Here is a 16,435-nt window from a genome sequence, read left to right on the forward strand (position 1 = left end):
GTCGCTTACCGGTAGTCGTCCCGGAGCACAGCATACCAAGGGCCGGGCCGCGGCACTCCACTACAATGGACGCCGTCCGCCGGGCCGCGCCGGCGCGCCATCCGGGGCTTTCGTCGCGGCCGCTTCCTTGTTACCACCATGAACCGTATCCTGCTTCCCCTGTGCGCCGGCCTGCTGGCGCTGGCCGGCACCGCCGCCACGGCCCAGACCTGGCCCGCCAAGCCTGTGCGCATCATCGTCGCCTATCCGCCCGGCGGAGTCAGCGACATCGTGTCGCGCGCCCTGGCCGACAAGCTCGGCGGCCAGCTCGGCACGACCGTCATCGTCGAGAACAAGGCCGGCGCCGGCGGCACCCTGGGCATGGACGCGGTCGCCAAGGCGGCGCCCGACGGCCATACCGTCGGTTTTTCCTCGATCAGCCCGCTGTCCCTGAATCCGCTGCTGGGCCGGGTCAACTACGATCCGTTCAAGGACATTGCGCCGGTCGCCAGCGTGATGTATTCGCCGGTAGTGCTGCTGGGCACGCCGGCGTTCCAGGGCAAGAGCCTGGCCGACGTGGTCGAGCAGGCGCGCAGCCGCCCGGGTGCGCTGCGCTGGGGCACCTCGGGCCTGGCCACGGTCGGCCACATCACGCTGGAGCAGTTCAAGCGCGCGGCCGGCGTGGACATCACCCACATTCCCTACAAGGGCGGCGGCCAGCAGCAGAACGATGCGCTGGGCGGCCAGTTCGAGCTGCTGTCCACCAATCTCGGCCCAGTGCTGAACGGCCACATCAAGGCCGGCAAGCTGCGGCCGCTGGCCGTGGGCGCGCCCGAGCGCATCGATCTGCTGCCCGACGTGCCGACCTTCGCCGAGGCCGGTTTTCCCAAGGCCAACCTGATGTCGGTGTTCGGTGTGTTCGCGCCGGCGGGCACGCCCGAGGCGGTGCTGAACCGGCTGAACGCCGAAATCAACAAGGCGCTGGCGCAGCCGGACCTGCGCGCGCGCCTGGTGGACAGCGACAACGTGCCCACCGGCGGCAGCGCGGCGGCGTTCGCGCGCCTGATCCGCGCCGAGTACGACAACAACCGCGACATCATCCGGCAGGCCGGCATCAAGCTGGAGTAGCGCCGGCCCCCGGTTCGCCTTTCCCGCGCGAACCGGCCTACACTGTCTGCTTCGTCACAGCGGGGCCGGCCTGGCCGGCCCCGCGCCCATTTTTCCTTTTCGTCGTCCATCCATGGCCCAATACGTCTTCACCATGAATCGCGTCGGCAAGATCGTGCCGCCCAAGCGGCAGATCCTGCGCGACATCTCGCTGTCGTTCTTCCCGGGCGCCAAGATCGGCGTGCTGGGCCTGAACGGTTCCGGCAAGTCCACGCTGCTCAAGATCATGGCCGGGGTGGATCAGGACATCGAGGGCGAAGCGCGCCCCATGGCCAACCTGAGCATCGGCTACCTGCCGCAGGAACCCCAGCTGGATCCCGAGCATACCGTGCGCGAGGCGGTCGAGACCGGGCTGGGTGGTGTGTTCACCGCGAAGAAGCGGCTGGACGAGGTCTATGCCGCCTACGCCGAACCCGACGCCGACTTCGATGCGCTGGCCTCCGAGCAGGCCGAGCTCGAGGCCATCATCGCGGCGGGCAGCGGCAGCGGCAACGACGACATCGAGCACCAGCTCGAAATCGCCGCCGATGCCCTGCGCCTGCCGCCCTGGGATGCGGTGGTGGGCCACCTGTCGGGCGGCGAGAAGCGCCGCGTCGCGTTGTGCCGCCTGCTGCTGTCCAAGCCCGACATGCTGCTGCTGGACGAGCCCACCAACCACCTGGACGCGGAAAGCGTGGACTGGCTGGAGCTGTTCCTGCAGAAGTTCCCGGGCACCGTGGTCGCGGTGACCCACGACCGCTACTTCCTGGACAACGCCGCAGAATGGATCCTGGAACTGGACCGGGGCCACGGCATTCCGTGGAAGGGCAACTACAGCTCCTGGCTGGAACAGAAGGAAGACCGCCTCAAGCAGGAAGAGGCCAACGAATCCGCCCGCCAGAAGACCATCAAGAAGGAACTGGAGTGGGTGCGCCAGAATCCCAAGGCGCGCCAGGCCAAGTCCAAGGCGCGTATCGCCCGCTTCGAGGAACTCAGCTCGCACGAATACCAGAAGCGCAACGAGACCTCCGAGATCTTCATTCCCGTGGCCGAGCGCCTGGGCAATGAGGTCATCGAGTTCAAGAACGTCAGCAAGGGCTATGGCGATCGCCTGCTGATCGACGATCTGAGCTTCAAGGTGCCGGCCGGCGCCATCGTCGGCATCATCGGCCCCAACGGCGCCGGCAAGTCGACCCTGTTCCGCATGATCGCCGGCAAGGAGCAGCCCGACAGCGGCGAAGTCGTGCGCGGCGGGACCGTCAAGCTGGCCTACGTCGAGCAGATGCGCGACGCGCTGGAAGACGGCAAGACCGTGTTCGACGCCGTGGCCGACGGCGCCGACATCCTGACGGTGGGGCGCTTCGAGATGTCGTCGCGCGCCTACCTGGGCCGTTTCAACTTCAAGGGCGGGGACCAGAACAAGACCGTCGGCAACCTGTCGGGCGGCGAACGCGGCCGGCTCCACCTGGCCAAGACCCTCCTGGCCGGCGGCAACCTGCTGCTGCTGGACGAACCGTCCAACGACCTGGACGTGGAAACCCTGCGCGCGCTGGAGGACGCCCTGCTGGAGTTCGCCGGCAGCGTCATGGTGATCAGCCACGACCGGTGGTTCCTGGACCGGATCGCCACCCACATCCTGGCCTTCGAGGGCGACTCGCAGGTGGTGTTCTTCGACGGCAACTACCAGGAGTACGAGGCCGACAAGAAACGCCGCCTGGGCGAGGAAGGGGCCAAGCCCAAGCGGGTGCGGTTCAAACCGCTGAAGTAGCGGATGCCCGGGCCTGCGTGGCAGGCCCGGCCTCGCCGTTTGCGGCGCCTGAAGCTCAGAGATCGCCCTCGTCGTCGGACGAGCCGCTCCAGCTTACGCCCGAGGAAGACTCGATCCGGACGTCGCTGGTGCCCGCGGTCGGGCTGCTGAAGGTCGTCGTGATCGTTTCACCGCGCGTCTCCACGGTGTAGCGGCCGGCTATCGAGCCAGGGGTGCTGCCGTCCTTGTCATAGACGGTGACTAGCGGGTCGACCAGCGCCATGCGGTAGTCGAAGGCGCCCAGGGTGACACCTTGTCCGCGATGGGTGAACCCCAGGGCGGTGTAGCGTTCCGTGCCGGTCGCATACAGGAAGTGCGACTTGCTGTCGTACCCGCTGATGGCCTGTTCATAGTCCTTGCCGTCTTCCGTGTAGCGCAGCTTGAAATCGCCGCCGCCGGATTGGCTGACTTCCATGGTCTCCTCGACGTCTTCGATGCCGGCCGAGGCCTCGGGGACGTCGTGGGTGGTCTGCTCGAACCGGACCTGCAGCGTGCCCGACATCGATTCGCTGGCCGACAGCTTCAGTTCCGGGACTTCCAGGGTGAAAACGCCCACGGTGTTGAACGCGTTCAGGATGTCGCCCTGTATCTCCTTTACCGCGATCCTGACCCGCCCGTTCAGCGCATCGCCCAGGCCGCGCGTGGCGCAATCGGTCATGTCTATCGTCAACGAATCCCCGGCGCTGATCTTGCCGTCGCGATCGGCGTCGACGTAGACCGACGTGCGGCTGCCTTGCCCGTCCGCACACGGCTGCGGTTCGTCGGGCATGCCGTCGCCGACGTGGTCGAGCAGGCTGTTGATGAAGCCCATTGCGAAGTAGGGCAGGAACAGGCCCGTTTCGTAGGCGCCGCCAGCGAACAGGCGTAGTTCGGCCTGGCTCATCGGCACGGGAGTGCCGCCACCGCTGTCCTTGCCTGCGTCTCCGTCGCCCCCGCCGCATGCGCCCAGCAGCGTGGTCAGCGCCAGCGCGCCGGCGGTCTTCAATCCTGATTTCATGGTGCCCCCCGATAGAAATGGCTGGAGAGCATCTTGCCTGCGGCAGCCGCGCGGCGCATTGGACTAAAGTCCTGCTTGAAACGAAAGCGGCCCGGAGAAGAGCCGGGCCGCTTGCAGGAGTTGCCTGGAAGCCGGGAGGTCAGAGATCGTCGAAGGCGGAGAAGTCCATCGTCGACGAGACACCCGAGGTCGATTCGATTTTCACCTGCCCCTTGCCGTCATTGGGGACGAAGGTAGTCGTGAAGGTTTCGGCTGCGGTAACCGTCTTGAAGGCTCCCGCATCGGGTTCACCGGTATCGGAGTGTTCCCAGTAGACGAGAGGCGTGGTCATGGTGACGTCGTAGTCGAACGACCCGAGAAGCGGGTCGGTGCCGCTGGTGCCATAGCTGATCGCCGAGAACGTGTTCAGGTCGGTGGCGTAGTCGTAGACGTAGTCGCTGAGATAGTTTTCGATGCGCGTGGCGTAGCTCTTGCCGCCGTCCGAGCGGGCGATGTCCAGTTGCGCGACGGTGGTCTTATACGAGTAGGTATCGTCGTTGTCGCTTGCTGTCCCCTTGCTGTCATGCTTGTAGGCGATGACGACCGTGCCGTCGAGCGTCTCGCTGCCATCCAGCTTGAAGCCCGTTAGAGGGAGGGTCATGGTAACGGCGGAAGAGGTCGCTTCGTCCAGGACGTCGCCGGACACGCCGCTGAACGTGACGGTGACCACGCCGTCCAGCAGCAGGTCTTCGTCTTCAAGATGGCAGTTGTCGAAATCGAAGACTACCTTGTCGCCGTTGCCGATCTTGTGGTCGCCGTTGGTGTCGGTAAGCGTGGCGACGAGTTTGCCCGGAGATGCGCCATCGCATGTGGCGGTGTCCGTCGTGATGTCTTCTGCGGCCGCGTAGCCGACGAAATCGATGGCCAGGTCGGCGATGAAACCCGGGATCTGGGTGACGCCCAACGCCGCATAGACGCTTTCATGGCTGGCCCATTCGAGTTGCTGCTTGGTGTATTTGGCCGGCGGCGTTCCGCCTCCGCCCCCTCCGTTGCCTCCCGAACTGCTCGAGGCGCCATCGCCGCCGCCACAGGCGGCCAGGATGGACAGGGCAAGGATGGAGCCGGCTGTCTTGATTGTGGTGTTCATGTCGGATTCCCCCCGGAAATCGCGCGGATTTGCCGCGCATGTTGTCGATGGATCGAGTATGGGGGTGGGGTTCTTGCAGACGCATCCCCCAAAACGGGGATGCGCAAACGCCGTCAATTTGCCAGATGTCAGCAATCATCCGCCTTGACGATCGGCCCTCGTTCTCCCTAAAATTGAACGTGCTCAAAATTTTGAAAGGCCGCCGCCCAGCGGCACCGGAGACCAAATGAAGATTTGCCGCTACGACGAAGGCCGGATCGGCCTGGTGGAAGGAGACACCGTCTATGACGTGTCGTCCGTGAAAGACCAACTGCCCGCGCTGGCCTGGCCGGTGCCGCCGGGCGACCTGTTCATCGAACGGCTGGGCGAGCTCGTGCCCGCCATCCAGGCCGCCAAGGCCGGCGCCGCCACGCGCCGCCTCGCCGACGTCCGGCTGCTGAGCCCGGTCGCCACGCCGTCCAAGGTCATCGCCGCGCCGCTGAATTACCACGCCCACGTGGACGAGTCGCTGGCCGATGCCCAGATCCACAACAATGTGCACATCGCCCACTACGAGGGTTTCAAGAGCCCGGTCGCCAAATTCGGGGTGTTCCTGAAATCGGCGCAGTCGGTCGTGGGCGCGAGCCAGGGCGTGCGCATCGCCTTTCCGGGGCGGCGCAACGACCACGAGGTCGAGCTGGCGGTGGTGATCGGCAAGCAGGGCAAGGACATCAAGGCCGCCGACGCCATGGCCTACGTGGCGGGCTACTGCATCGGCCTGGACATGACCGTGCGCGGCACGGAAGACCGCAGCTATCGCAAGTCGGCCGACAGCTACACCGTGCTGGGCCCCTGGCTGGTGACGGCGGACGAGATCGCCGATGCGGGCAACCTGGATTTCTCGATCGAGGTCAACGGCGAACCGCGCCAGCGCGCCAATACGCGCGACCTGATCACGGGCATCGCCGAGCTGATCGAGGTGGCCTCGCACGTCTACACCCTGTATCCGGGCGACGTCATCATGACCGGCACGCCCGAGGGCGTGAACACGGTGCAGCCGGGCGACGTCATGCATGCCCGCATCGAGGGCCTGGGCGAGATGGACGTGGCGGTGCGCTGAACGGCAGCGATGCCACAGGGCGGAGGAGACACATGAACGATTCCAGGCAAGCACCGGCGGCCGCCGCGACGCGGGCGGAGCGCGAAGCGTTCTACGCCCGCATCGGCGCCGACAATCTCGCGCCGCTGTGGGAACAGCTGCACAACCTGGTCACGCGCACGCCGCGTTCCGATTGCCAGCCGGCCCACTGGTCGTACGGCAAGGTGCGGCCCTACCTGACCGAGGCGACCTCGCTCATCACCGCCGAGGAAGCCGAGCGCCGGGTGCTCATCCTCGAGAACCCCGGGCTGCGGGGCAAGGCGGCCATCACGACCTCGCTGTACGCCGGCCTGCAGGCCATCCTGCCGGGCGAGGTGGCGCGCGCCCACCGGCACAGCCAGGCCGCGATGCGCCTGATCCTGGAGGGCAGCGGCGCCTATACCTCGGTGGAGGGCGAGAAGACCATCATGCGGCGCGGCGATTTCGTCACCACGCCCTCATGGACCTGGCACGACCACGGCAACGACAGCGACGCCCCGATGATCTGGCTCGACGGCCTGGACGTGCAACTGGTCGCCATGCTGGATGCCAGCTTCGCCGAGGCCTCGTCCGAGGACCGCCAGGAGCTCCGGCGTCCGGTGGGCGACAGCCTGCTGCGCTATGGCAACGGGCTGGCGCCCGTGGACTGGGCGCCGCCGGCCAACCGGGCCTCGCCGCTGTTCTGCTATCCGTACGAGCGCACGCGCGAGTCGCTGCTGGGCATGCAGGCCGCGGGCGCGCCCGATCCGCACCTTGGCTACAAGCTGCGCTACGTGGACCCGCTGACCGGCGGCTCGCCCATGCCGACCATGGGCGCCTACGCGCAGCTGCTGCCCAGGGATTTCTCCACGGCGTCCTATCGCTGCTCGTCGGGCACGGTGTTCACGGTGCTCGAAGGCCGGGTCGAGGCCGTCCTGGACGATCGCGTCTTCGTGGCCGAGCCCAACGACGTCTTCGTCATTCCCAGTTGGACCGCGCATCGGCTGGTGGCGCGGGAACCGTCGGTCCTGTTCAGTTTCTCGGACCGCCCGGTCCAGGAACTGCTGGGCCTGTGGCGCGAAAGCCGGGACTGACCGGCCGCTCCGTATTCGAATCATTCCAGTCATCGTAGAACCGAATCATGCAACAGCATCCTGTCGTCATTTCCGGCGCCGGCCCCGTGGGGCTGGTGGCCGCCCTGTCGCTCGCGCAGAAGGGCGTGGACGTCGTCGTCCTCGAAAGCGAGGACCATATTCCCCAGGACCTTCGGGCCGGTACTTTCCACCCTCCCACGGTCGAGATGCTCGACTCGCTGGGCATAGGCGAGACCCTGCGTTCGCGCGCGCTGCGCGTGCCCGAGTGGCAGATACGCGATCGCAAGGATGGGTTGGTGGCCCAGTTCGACCTGGGCATGATCGCCGACCTGACACCGTATCCCTTCCGCCTGCACGTCGAACAGCACAAGCTGTCGGCCATCGTGGCCGAGGCGCTGCGCGGGCACGGCAACGCGCGCCTGCTGTTCGCGCACGAGTGCGCCGGCTATGAGCAGGACGCCGACGGCGTCACGGTGCAGGTCGCCGGACCCGACGGGCGTCAGGAGATCCGCGCCAGCTACCTGATCGGCGCGGACGGCGCGCGCAGCATCGTGCGCAAGACCATGGACACCGAGTTCGAGGGCTTCACCTGGCCGGAACGCTTCCTGGTGTTCGCCACGCGCTACGACCTGCGCCAGCAGGGCTACACCGGCAATGCCTATATCGCCGATCCGGACGAATGGAGCGCGATCTTCATCCAGCCCCACGACGGGCCGCCGCCGATCTGGCGCATCGCGTTTCCCATCGCCCCGGGCATGGAAGAAGCCGAGGTCCTGGCGCCGGATTTCGTGCAGGGCAAGATCAAGGGTTTCCTGTCTCCTGACCAGGACTATGACATTCCCTACAAGAGCGTCTATCGCGTCCACCAGCGGGTTGCCAAGGATTTCCGCGACCGCCGGGTATTCCTGGCGGGCGATGCCGCCCACGTGAACAATCCGCTGGGCGGCATGGGGTTGAACAGTGGCATCCATGACGCGATGAACCTGACCGGCAAGCTGGCCGAGGTCATGCTGCACGGCGCGCCCGACGACCTGCTCGATCGCTACCACCGCCAGCGGCGCACGGTGAACGTGGAATACGTGCAGGCCATCACCATACGCAACAAGCGCCTGCTGGAAGAGCGCGATCCGAAGGTGCGCCAGGAACGCCTGGACGAGTTGCGCGCCACCGTGGCCGACGCCGACGCCCATCGCCAGTACCTGATCAACTCGTCCATGATCGCCAGCGTGAGGCGGGCAAACGAAATCCAATAGCCGGCCGCTGCCGGCCAAGACCCCCATAAAGAACCAGGAGACAAAGCATGCACGATTCCGCAACCCTTACCGGACGCCGGGCGTTCGTCGCCACGCTGGCGGCGGGCGCGTTCGTGCCGGCCCGCCTGATCGCCGCCGGAGACGACCTGGGCCTGGCGGACAAGACCGTCCAGGTGGTCGTACCCTTCACGCCCGGCACCACCCCGGATTTGTGCGCCCGGCTGTTCTCGCCCCGGCTGGCCGAACGGTCCGGCCGCACCTTCGTGGTGGAGAACAAGCCCGGCGCCTCGGGCATCATCGGCCTGGGGGCAGTGGCCAAGGCGGCGCCCGACGGCCACACGATCGCGTTCAGCACGAACACGGCCCTGACGCTACCGCTGGTCTATTCGTCGGTGCCGTTCGACGTCATCGACAGCTTCACGCCCATCGCCATGCTGGGCTCGACCAATTTCGCGCTGTGCGTGCACCCGTCACTGGGCGTGACGACGCTGGCCCAGTTCATCGAGTACGTCCGGCGGCATCCCGGCACGGTCAATTACGGCTCGCCGGGCAAGGGGACTTTCCATCACCTGTGCATGGAGATGCTCGCCGCCCAGCTCGGGTTGAACATGGTGCACGTGCCGTACAAGGGGTCGGCCGGCGCCACGACCGACCTCCTGGCCGGCCACATCAAGGCCATGTTCCAGCCCATGCATGTCGCCGTGCCCATGCAGCAGGAGAAGCGCCTGGTCATCCTGGGCGCCTCCCGGCGCGAACAGGACCCCGTCTACCCCGCGATCCCGCCGCTGGCGAAGGCGGGGCTGCCGAACTACGACGCCGATGCCTGGTACGCGGTCTGGGGGCCCAAGGGGATGAAGGGCGAGCAGGTCGCCCGTTACAACGACGCGTTCAACCGGTTGCTGGAAAACGACGACGTGCGCGGTACCCTGCTCAAACAGGGCGTCACGCCGCGTCCCATGAGCGCGCAGGCGCTGGGGGATGCCTCCAGGGCGGAGCTGGCCAAGTGGCGGGAAGTGGTCAAGGCCGCCAACATCATGCCGGAATAGGCGGTCCGCCACTTCTGATACATTTTGTCGTATAAAAGCAACAGCCCCGGATCTCCGCAAGGAGCCGGGGCTGTGGCGTCGTTGGAAGAGGCCGGCCAGGAGCCGGCCCCGCGGCATCAGCGGCGCTTGCCGACCTGGTCGCCGATCACGCCGCCGATGGCCGCGCCACCCACGGTGCCCAGGATGCCGCCCCCGGTCACGGCCGCACCGGCCACGCCGCCGACGCCGGCGCCGACCACGGTGCTTTTCTGCCGCCCGGACATGCTGTCCCAGCTGGCACACCCCGCTGCCGAGCCCACCAGGGCAGCACCGATCATCAGCTTGGCAATGAGATTCTTGTTCATGAGTGACTCCCTATAGTACGTAGTCGTGTACTGGCGGCATCGACCGTCGCGCCGCAGCTTGGATCAACAGTGACAGATTCGCCCCAGGCTGTCTGTGAACGAACTCGACAAGCATTACACAAAGTAACCCCCGCCGGATGCATCCGGAAGCCTGTCGGGACTCGAATCAAGGGCCGATTGGGCTTATGCTGCAAGGATGAACTGCGCACTTCGGAGATTTTTCGGTGGACGCTGTTGCAACGGAAATGCCCTGGCGGCTCGAGGATATCGACCTGAGCCGCATCGAACGGAACCTGGTCCGGGACGACGAAACGCTGTTCTACCTCTTGTGCAGCGCTTCGTTCATAGAAAGCGGTTCCGATCTTTATACCCGCAATCTGGTGAACTATTACCAGGACGACCAGGATGTGGCTGGCTGGCTGGGCCAGCACTGGGAACAGGAAGAACTGCAGCATGGCCGCGCGCTGCGCGCCTATATCGAACACGTCTGGCCGGAGTTCGACTGGCAGGCCGCGTTCGACAGTTTCTTCGATGAATATTCCCGGCGCTGCACGCTGGAGGAGTTCGAACCCACGCGGGCGCTCGAACTGGCTGCCCGCTGCGTGGTCGAGATGGGCACCGCCACGCTCTATCGCAGCCTGGCCGAGTACGCCGCCGAACCCGTGCTGCGCGAGATCACCACGAACATCCGGACGGACGAGGTCCGCCACTACAAGTACTTCTATCTTTATTTCAACCGCTACAACACGCTGGAAGGAAACGGGCGCGTGAAGGTGCTGGGCGCGCTGGTCCGGCGCCTGCTGGAGATCCGCAACGACGACGCCGAGTGCGCCATCCGCCATGTGTTGAACCATCGCCATCCCGAACATGCGAACGACAAGGCCTGGATCGAGCGCATCAATGCCGATGCCCGGCGCCTGGTCCAGCGCAACGTCAGCGCCGACATGAGCGTGAAGATGTTCCTCAAGCCGCTGAACCTGCCCGCCCGCGTGCTGAACGGCATCGAGCCGCCGCTGGCGCGCATGGTGCACTACGCCTTACGCTGAACGCCGCTGCGCCGGCCGTCCCAGGGTCTCGGCGTGGCGGCCGTGCAGGTAGTTCAGGATTTCATCGGCCCGATCGGCGGGCCAGTTCCAGATGTCCGTCCACGGCACGTACGAGGGGATGGCGAAGTCCCGCTTCAGGCCCGCCACCACCGCGCCGTACGCCGCGTAGCCGAAGCATTCCTCGCGCGCCCGGCCCAGGTCGGCCAGCGCCGCTTCGATGCGGCCGCGCAGGCCGGCGTCGGCGCCGATGGTTCCCGGGGCATGATGGGTGTCGAACAGGCTGGGTTCGCTGTCATCGGAGAACGCGGGCTGGTTCACGGCATCTTTCCTCGGGGCTAGAGTGCGGCAAAGCGTCTGGGCGGCGATCATTTGCGGCTCCTGCCCGGCAGCCAGTCCGAGGGCTTGACCACTTCGCCGTTGGCCGGATCCAGGTACAGCTTGATCTTGGCGCCGTTCTTGTCGAAGCCTTCGACTTCCCAGCAGCCGTCGTCCCGCTCGACCTCGCGCACCTCGTAGCCCAGCGATTCGGCCTTGCGTATGGCCTGGTCGATGGGAATCCAGCGGTCGTGGGGAACGTAGGCGCACTTGTCGGCGGCCTGGGCGGCGGTGGCGTAGGAAGCGGTGGCGGCAAGGGCGATGATCAGGGTGGGCAGCATGCGCATGGCGGTCCTCGTTGGTGTGGGTGGGTGGTCCATGGCTGGCAGAATAGCCACCATGCGCCCCGCCTTCCTGACCGCCGGTGTCAGCGTTTTATCAGCCAGCGACTGTTAGTGTGCCGTCCATGTCTGCAAGCTTCATCCGTTTTCCCCGCCTGTCCGCCATCCTGCTCGCCGCGGTGCTTGCCTGCGCGGCGTCGCCGGCCCTGGCCCGAGACGACCGTTGCAGGCGGGACCAGGACTGCGCGCGGGAGGCGCTGGTGCACGGCGAGATCCGTCCTTTGTCCGAGGTGCTGGGCGTGGTGCGCGACAAGGTGCCGGGCGATATCATTGAGATCGAGCTCGATCGCGAAGACGGCATCTGGGTCTACGAGGTCAAGGTGCTGCCGCCCAGCGGCCGGCGCAAGAAGCTCGAGATCGACGCCCGTACCCTGGAAATCCTGAAGATCAAGTAGACATGCGCATACTGGTAGTCGAAGACGAGCCGCGCATCGCGGCCGACATCCGCACCGGACTGGAGCGCGCGCACTATGCCGTGGACGAGGCGGCCGATGGCGAAACCGCGTGGTTCCGGGCCGGCACCGAGGACTACGACGCCATCGTGCTGGACCTGGGCCTGCCCAAACTGGACGGGCTGACGGTGCTGAAACGCCTGCGCGCGGCGGACATCGCCACCCCCGTGTTGATCCTGACCGCGCGCGACGGCTGGCGGGACAAGGTCGAGGGCATCGACGCCGGCGCCGACGACTACCTGGCCAAGCCCTTCCAGATGGAAGAAATGCTGGCCCGGCTGCGCGCGATCACGCGCCGCGCGGCGGGGCAGTCGTCGGCCATCCTGCGCGCCGGCCCGGTCGAGATCGACACCCGCACCCGGCTGGTCACGGTGCACGGGACCGCGATGACGCTGTCGTCGCTGGAATACCGGCTGCTGGCCTATTTTCTGCACCACCCGGGGCGCGTGCTGTCGCAGAGCGAGCTGATCGAGCACATCTACGAAACCGGCAGCGACCGCGACACCAATGCCATCGAGGCGCTGGTCGCCCGGCTGCGCCGCAAGCTGGGGGTGGACCTGATCGAGACGCGGCGGGGCCACGGCTACCTGATTCCCGACGACGCGCGATGAACCGCCGGTCGCTGCTCGTCCGGCTGGGCTGCGCCGCGGCGCTGATGATCCTGCTGGCGCTGGCGGCGGGGGGCGCGGGGCTCACGCTGATCTTCGATCGCCAGATGGAGCGGCGCGCGGTGGCCGAACTGAGCCTGTACCTGAAGGCGCTGGCCGCGCAGGTCCGCCTGGACGCCGACGGGACGATGGGGCTGGAGGCCACGCCCAGCGATCCGCGCTTCGAACAGCCCTATGGCGGCCTGTACTGGCAGATCGACGGCCCCGGGCGCCAGCAGCTGCGTTCACGCTCGCTGTGGGACGAGGCCCTGCCCACCGTCGATACGCCGCCGGGGCGCCCCCTGCGGGCGCGCTGGATAGACGGGCCGGAGAGATCCCGCCTGCTGTCGGTCGAGCGCACCATCGTCCTGGACGATACCGCCACCGACACGAAGGTCCACCTGCTGGTGGCGCTCGACCGCGCCGACCTGCAGGCCGAACGCCGCTCGTTCCTGAGCCTGCTCGTTCCCTCGCTGGTCGGGCTGGGCCTGCTGCTCATCATCGCCATGGCCGGGTTCATCCATCTGGCGCTGCGGCCTTTCCGCGATCTCCAGGCCCACTTGCAGGCGGTGCGCAGCGGGCACGGCCGCGAGCTGCCGCGCGGCGTGCCCGACGAAGTCCAGCCGGTGGTGGACGAGCTGAACCGGCTGCTGGCCTTCCACGATGCCTCGCTCGAACGCGCGCGCACCCAGGCCGGCGACCTGGCGCATGGCCTGAAGACGCCGCTGGCCGTCATGGGCGCGGCGGCTCGGCGGGCCCGCGACGGTGGCCAGGCGGCGCTGGCCGACGAGATCGACGAGCAGGTCGGCGCCATGCGGCGCCAGGTCGACCGCACGCTGGCCCGCGCCCGCGCCGGCATGGCGGCCGCCCTCGGGTATCGCTCGACGCCGGTGGGCGACGCGGTGAACAAGACCCTGCGCGCGCTGCAGACGCTGCCGGGCGCGCAGTCGCTGGACTGGGACGCCGAGGTCGCCCCGGGGCTCTGCTTCGCGGGCGACGAGGGCGATCTGATGGAAATCCTCGGCAATCTGTTGGACAACGCGCGCAAGTGGGCACACGGCCAGATCCGGCTCGTGGCGCGCGAAGCCGGTGCAAGGGACTGGACGCTGGTCATCGAGGACGACGGCCCGGGGCTGCCCGAGGACGAAGCCCTGCGCATCGAGCGGGGCCGCCGCTGGGACGAGTCCCGCCCGGGCACGGGTTTCGGCCTGGCGATCGCCCGGGATCTGGTCGAGGCCTACCGGGGCGTGATCGGTTTCTCGCGTTCCCCGGATCTGGGCGGCCTTCGTGTTTCCATCACCTTACCAGGCCACCAGAAAAAGGAGTAAGTGGTCGCTTTAATCAATATTCCCGGTATCCGGATTTCATGGACGCGGCTGTCAAGAAAAATCTGATCGATGAGAAATCCTCAATTTGGAGGATTGTCGCCGGGAAGTACGCCTCCTAGGATGCAGATGGCCATCGAGCCATTCCAAGAAAACACCCTGGGGGAATCCAGATGCACCATGTCCTGAAAACCACCGGCGCCGCTGTCGCGCTGGCCCTGCTGGCCGCCTGTGGCGGCAGCGACGATCCCGCCAAGCCCACCTATTCCGAGAAGCAGCTCCAGGAGCTCGCCTTCGATGTGATAGGTATCAGCCTGGGCGTGCCGCAGGTCACGATGTCCGCGGCCGGCCAGGCACTCAGCTTCCTGGACGATGGCGCGCCGAGCGGTCCCCAGCCGTGTGACGACGGCGGCACCTATACGGCCACGCTTACTCGGGCCGGCAGCGGCCCCATCCCGGGCAACGGCGACAAGGTCGACATCCAGTTCGACCGGTGCAATGACGATGACGTGGTGCTGACAGGCAAGACGACTGTCACGTTCAGCGACGTCAGCGGCGACATCTTCGATGACGACGAGCCGGCCGCGGCGACGATGACGTTTCCGTTCCGCGGCATGAAAGTGGACGACGACACCACGCTGGACGGCGATTTCGTGCTGAAGGCGGCTACCACGCCCGGTGGCGCTCCGGACACCGACGACGGCACGAGCACCCTGAAGATCTCGGGCGCGGTCAAGCTGACCGAAAGCGGCGTGTCGATGGAGATCAGCGAGTATGCCTCCGAGTTCAGCACCGACCATGCCACGGACACCGACACGATGACCAAGGTCGACTACCGGGCCAAGGGTTCCCGCTCGCCGCTGGGCGAGTTCGACTACCGGGTGTCGATGACTTCGCCCGTCGTGGCCCGGATCGCTTTCGGCGAGCTGATCAGCGGCGGCCTGCGCGCCAAGACCGACGCCGAGACCGTCGATACGACCATCGCCACTTCGGACAAGGGCGTCACGACGATCTCCGTCAAGTCTTCCTCGGGCAAGAGCACGTCGATCGCCGAGGGCGACCTGTAAACGCAAGGAGCGGACTGGCGGATCTACTCCGCCAGTTGCCGCATCTCCGCGTACAGGTCGCTCTTGCCCTCGAAGCCGATGCCTGGCAGCTCGGGCATGACGATGTGTCCGTTCTGGACCCGCACGCCGTCGGGGAAGCCGCCGTAGGGCTGGAACAGGTCCGGATAGCTTTCGTTGCCGCCCAGCCCCAGCCCGGCGGCGATGTTCAGCGACATCTGGTGCCCGCCATGGGGAATGCAGCGGCGCGGCGACCAGCCGTGCGTGCGCAGCACCTGTAGCGTGCGCTCGTATTCGACCAGGCCGTAGGACAGCGCGCAATCGAACTGCAGCCAGTCGCGGTCCGGCCGCATGCCGCCGTAGCGGATCAGGTTGCGGGCGTCCTGGTGGCTGAACAGATTCTCGCCGGTGGCCATGGGGCCCGGATAGTATTCGGCCAGCGCGGCCTGCAAGGCGTAGTCCAGCGGATCGCCGGCCTCCTCGTACCAGAACAGGGGATAGTCGCGCAGCATCTTCGCGTAGGCGATGGCGGTATCCAGGTCGAAGCGGCCGTTGGCGTCCACCGCCAGCTGCCCGCGGCCCTCGATCTCGGCCAATACCGCTTCGATGCGCCGGCGGTCCTCGTCGATGGAGGCGCCGCCTATCTTCATCTTGACCACGTCGTAGCCGCGCTCCAGGTACGAGCGCATCTCGGCGCGCAGGGCCGACAAATCCTTGCCCGGGTAGTAATAGCCGCCGGCGGCGTAGACGAACACGCGCGGATCGGCCGTCACGCCATGGCGTTCGGCCAGCAGGCGGAACAGGGGCTTGCCTTCGATCTTGGCCACGGCATCCCAGACCGCCATGTCTATCGTGCCTACGGCCACCGAGCGTTCACCGTGCCCGCCGGGTTTTTCGTTGGACATCGCGGCGGCCCAGACGCGGTGCGGATCCAGGTTGGTGCCGGCATCGTTCAGCAGCGACTTCGGATCGGCCTCGAGAATGCGCGGCGCGAAGCGTTCGCGGATCAGTCCGCCCTGGCCGTAGCGGCCATTGGAGTTGAAGCCGTAGCCGATCACCCGCTTGCCGTCGCGCACCGCGTCGGTGACCACGGCCACGAGGCTGCTGGTCATCCTGGAGAAGTCGATGTAGGCGTTGCGGATGGGCGAGGAGATGGGCTTGGTGACTTCGCGGATTTCAAGGATGCGGACGGACATGGATACTCCAGAAGGGCCGGGCGGATGGCCGGCTGCGTGGACGTATCATGCCGTTTGCCGCACGGGGCGGCCAATGCTAGTTTTCTCTTTTTCCATGCTCT

General features: G+C 66.8%; 17 protein-coding genes. 11 read left to right on the top strand and 6 right to left on the bottom strand.

The features are described 5' to 3' along the window. Window positions 1-138 precede the first annotated feature (138 nt). Both EV675_RS11080 and ettA read left to right on the top strand, forming a co-directional pair. Window positions 139-1,107 carry a Bug family tripartite tricarboxylate transporter substrate binding protein gene (locus tag EV675_RS11080; RefSeq protein ID WP_130357291.1) on the top strand — a complete coding sequence of 323 codons (969 nt, stop codon included), beginning with the start codon at window positions 139-141 and terminating at the stop codon, window positions 1,105-1,107. A gap of 112 nt (window positions 1,108-1,219) precedes the next feature. After that, the gene (ettA, locus tag EV675_RS11085) at window positions 1,220-2,893 is read left to right on the top strand and encodes an energy-dependent translational throttle protein EttA (RefSeq protein ID WP_130357292.1); all 1,674 of its coding nucleotides are present in this window, start codon (window positions 1,220-1,222) and stop codon (window positions 2,891-2,893) included. Between the two features lie 55 nt (window positions 2,894-2,948). Here ettA and EV675_RS29850 read toward each other — a convergent pair whose 3' ends face one another. Next, window positions 2,949-3,929 (bottom strand): hypothetical protein, encoded by a 981-nt coding sequence (locus EV675_RS29850; RefSeq protein ID WP_207221939.1) that lies wholly within the window; start codon window positions 3,927-3,929, stop codon window positions 2,949-2,951. Between the two features lie 139 nt (window positions 3,930-4,068). After that, window positions 4,069-5,055 carry a hypothetical protein gene (locus tag EV675_RS11095; protein ID WP_130357293.1) on the bottom strand — a complete coding sequence of 329 codons (987 nt, stop codon included), beginning with the start codon at window positions 5,053-5,055 and terminating at the stop codon, window positions 4,069-4,071. Between the two features lie 226 nt (window positions 5,056-5,281). On the opposite strand from EV675_RS11095, the gene EV675_RS11100 reads away from it, so the two are divergent. Genes EV675_RS11100 through EV675_RS11115 form a run of 4 tightly spaced genes read left to right on the top strand, consistent with a single transcriptional unit; the run spans window position 5,282 to window position 9,544 of the window. Continuing rightward, window positions 5,282-6,154, top strand: coding sequence for a fumarylacetoacetate hydrolase family protein (locus EV675_RS11100; protein WP_130357294.1), 873 nt, complete (start codon window positions 5,282-5,284; stop codon window positions 6,152-6,154). A gap of 32 nt (window positions 6,155-6,186) precedes the next feature. After that, entirely contained in the window at window positions 6,187-7,245 is a 1,059-nt protein-coding gene (gene gtdA / locus EV675_RS11105) for a gentisate 1,2-dioxygenase (RefSeq protein WP_130357295.1), read from the top strand. A 47-nt stretch (window positions 7,246-7,292) separates the two neighbouring features. Beyond that, complete coding sequence (locus tag EV675_RS11110; RefSeq protein WP_130357296.1) at window positions 7,293-8,498, top strand: FAD-dependent oxidoreductase; 1,206 nt, start codon at window positions 7,293-7,295, stop codon at window positions 8,496-8,498. A 47-nt stretch (window positions 8,499-8,545) separates the two neighbouring features. Next, entirely contained in the window at window positions 8,546-9,544 is a 999-nt protein-coding gene (locus EV675_RS11115) for a Bug family tripartite tricarboxylate transporter substrate binding protein (protein ID WP_130357297.1), read from the top strand. Between the two features lie 116 nt (window positions 9,545-9,660). Here the strand turns inward: EV675_RS11115 and EV675_RS11120 are convergent, their stop codons facing one another. After that, window positions 9,661-9,888: a glycine zipper 2TM domain-containing protein gene (locus EV675_RS11120; RefSeq protein ID WP_130357298.1), complete on the bottom strand. Its 228-nt coding sequence runs from the start codon at window positions 9,886-9,888 to the stop codon at window positions 9,661-9,663. Window positions 9,889-10,133: 245 nt separating this feature from the next. On the opposite strand from EV675_RS11120, the gene EV675_RS11125 reads away from it, so the two are divergent. Beyond that, complete coding sequence (locus EV675_RS11125) at window positions 10,134-10,934, top strand: ferritin-like domain-containing protein (RefSeq protein WP_130357992.1); 801 nt, start codon at window positions 10,134-10,136, stop codon at window positions 10,932-10,934. Here the strand turns inward: EV675_RS11125 and EV675_RS11130 are convergent. Next, window positions 10,926-11,252, bottom strand: coding sequence for a hypothetical protein (locus tag EV675_RS11130; RefSeq protein WP_130357299.1), 327 nt, complete (start codon window positions 11,250-11,252; stop codon window positions 10,926-10,928). The genes EV675_RS11125 and EV675_RS11130 overlap by 9 nt on opposite strands. A gap of 47 nt (window positions 11,253-11,299) precedes the next feature. Continuing rightward, a complete protein-coding gene (locus tag EV675_RS11135; protein WP_207221940.1) occupies window positions 11,300-11,596 on the bottom strand; it encodes a PepSY domain-containing protein in 297 nt (98 codons plus the stop codon). Between the two features lie 119 nt (window positions 11,597-11,715). On the opposite strand from EV675_RS11135, the gene EV675_RS11140 reads away from it, so the two are divergent. The 4 genes from EV675_RS11140 to EV675_RS11155 all read left to right on the top strand — a co-directional run bounded on the left by EV675_RS11140 (window position 11,716) and on the right by EV675_RS11155 (window position 15,141). Continuing rightward, on the top strand, window positions 11,716-12,045 hold the full coding sequence (locus EV675_RS11140) for a PepSY domain-containing protein (RefSeq protein WP_130357300.1): 330 nt from the start codon (window positions 11,716-11,718) through the stop codon (window positions 12,043-12,045). 2 nt (window positions 12,046-12,047) lie between these two features. After that, complete coding sequence (locus EV675_RS11145) at window positions 12,048-12,713, top strand: response regulator transcription factor (RefSeq protein WP_130357301.1); 666 nt, start codon at window positions 12,048-12,050, stop codon at window positions 12,711-12,713. Further along, on the top strand, window positions 12,710-14,077 hold the full coding sequence (locus tag EV675_RS11150) for a sensor histidine kinase (protein ID WP_130357302.1): 1,368 nt from the start codon (window positions 12,710-12,712) through the stop codon (window positions 14,075-14,077). Before EV675_RS11145 ends, EV675_RS11150 begins: the two co-directional genes overlap by 4 nt. Window positions 14,078-14,247: 170 nt before the next feature. Beyond that, window positions 14,248-15,141, top strand: a complete 894-nt coding sequence (locus EV675_RS11155) for a hypothetical protein (RefSeq protein ID WP_130357303.1) — start codon at window positions 14,248-14,250, stop codon at window positions 15,139-15,141. A gap of 23 nt (window positions 15,142-15,164) precedes the next feature. Here EV675_RS11155 and EV675_RS11160 read toward each other — a convergent pair whose 3' ends face one another. Beyond that, a complete protein-coding gene (locus EV675_RS11160) occupies window positions 15,165-16,334 on the bottom strand; it encodes a mandelate racemase/muconate lactonizing enzyme family protein (RefSeq protein WP_130357304.1) in 1,170 nt (389 codons plus the stop codon). Window positions 16,335-16,435: the final 101 nt, after the last annotated feature.

The organism is Pigmentiphaga kullae (assembly GCF_004216695.1).
GTDB classification, from domain to species: Bacteria; Pseudomonadota; Gammaproteobacteria; order Burkholderiales; family Burkholderiaceae_B; genus Pigmentiphaga; species Pigmentiphaga kullae.

Bases quoted from the DNA above. Each gene is read 5' to 3' on its own strand.
- EV675_RS11080 (WP_130357291.1), top strand. From the start codon at position 139: ATGAACCGTATCCTGCTTCCCCTGTGCGCCGGCCTGCTGGCGCTGGCC.
- ettA (WP_130357292.1), top strand. From the start codon at position 1,220: ATGGCCCAATACGTCTTCACCATGAATCGCGTCGGCAAGATCGTGCCG.
- EV675_RS29850 (WP_207221939.1), bottom strand. From the start codon at position 3,929: ATGAAATCAGGATTGAAGACCGCCGGCGCGCTGGCGCTGACCACGCTG.
- EV675_RS11095 (WP_130357293.1), bottom strand. From the start codon at position 5,055: ATGAACACCACAATCAAGACAGCCGGCTCCATCCTTGCCCTGTCCATC.
- EV675_RS11100 (WP_130357294.1), top strand. From the start codon at position 5,282: ATGAAGATTTGCCGCTACGACGAAGGCCGGATCGGCCTGGTGGAAGGA.
- gtdA (WP_130357295.1), top strand. From the start codon at position 6,187: ATGAACGATTCCAGGCAAGCACCGGCGGCCGCCGCGACGCGGGCGGAG.
- EV675_RS11110 (WP_130357296.1), top strand. From the start codon at position 7,293: ATGCAACAGCATCCTGTCGTCATTTCCGGCGCCGGCCCCGTGGGGCTG.
- EV675_RS11115 (WP_130357297.1), top strand. From the start codon at position 8,546: ATGCACGATTCCGCAACCCTTACCGGACGCCGGGCGTTCGTCGCCACG.
- EV675_RS11120 (WP_130357298.1), bottom strand. From the start codon at position 9,888: ATGAACAAGAATCTCATTGCCAAGCTGATGATCGGTGCTGCCCTGGTG.
- EV675_RS11125 (WP_130357992.1), top strand. From the start codon at position 10,134: ATGCCCTGGCGGCTCGAGGATATCGACCTGAGCCGCATCGAACGGAAC.
- EV675_RS11135 (WP_207221940.1), bottom strand. From the start codon at position 11,596: ATGCGCATGCTGCCCACCCTGATCATCGCCCTTGCCGCCACCGCTTCC.
- EV675_RS11140 (WP_130357300.1), top strand. From the start codon at position 11,716: ATGTCTGCAAGCTTCATCCGTTTTCCCCGCCTGTCCGCCATCCTGCTC.
- EV675_RS11145 (WP_130357301.1), top strand. From the start codon at position 12,048: ATGCGCATACTGGTAGTCGAAGACGAGCCGCGCATCGCGGCCGACATC.
- EV675_RS11150 (WP_130357302.1), top strand. From the start codon at position 12,710: ATGAACCGCCGGTCGCTGCTCGTCCGGCTGGGCTGCGCCGCGGCGCTG.
- EV675_RS11155 (WP_130357303.1), top strand. From the start codon at position 14,248: ATGCACCATGTCCTGAAAACCACCGGCGCCGCTGTCGCGCTGGCCCTG.
- EV675_RS11160 (WP_130357304.1), bottom strand. From the start codon at position 16,334: ATGTCCGTCCGCATCCTTGAAATCCGCGAAGTCACCAAGCCCATCTCC.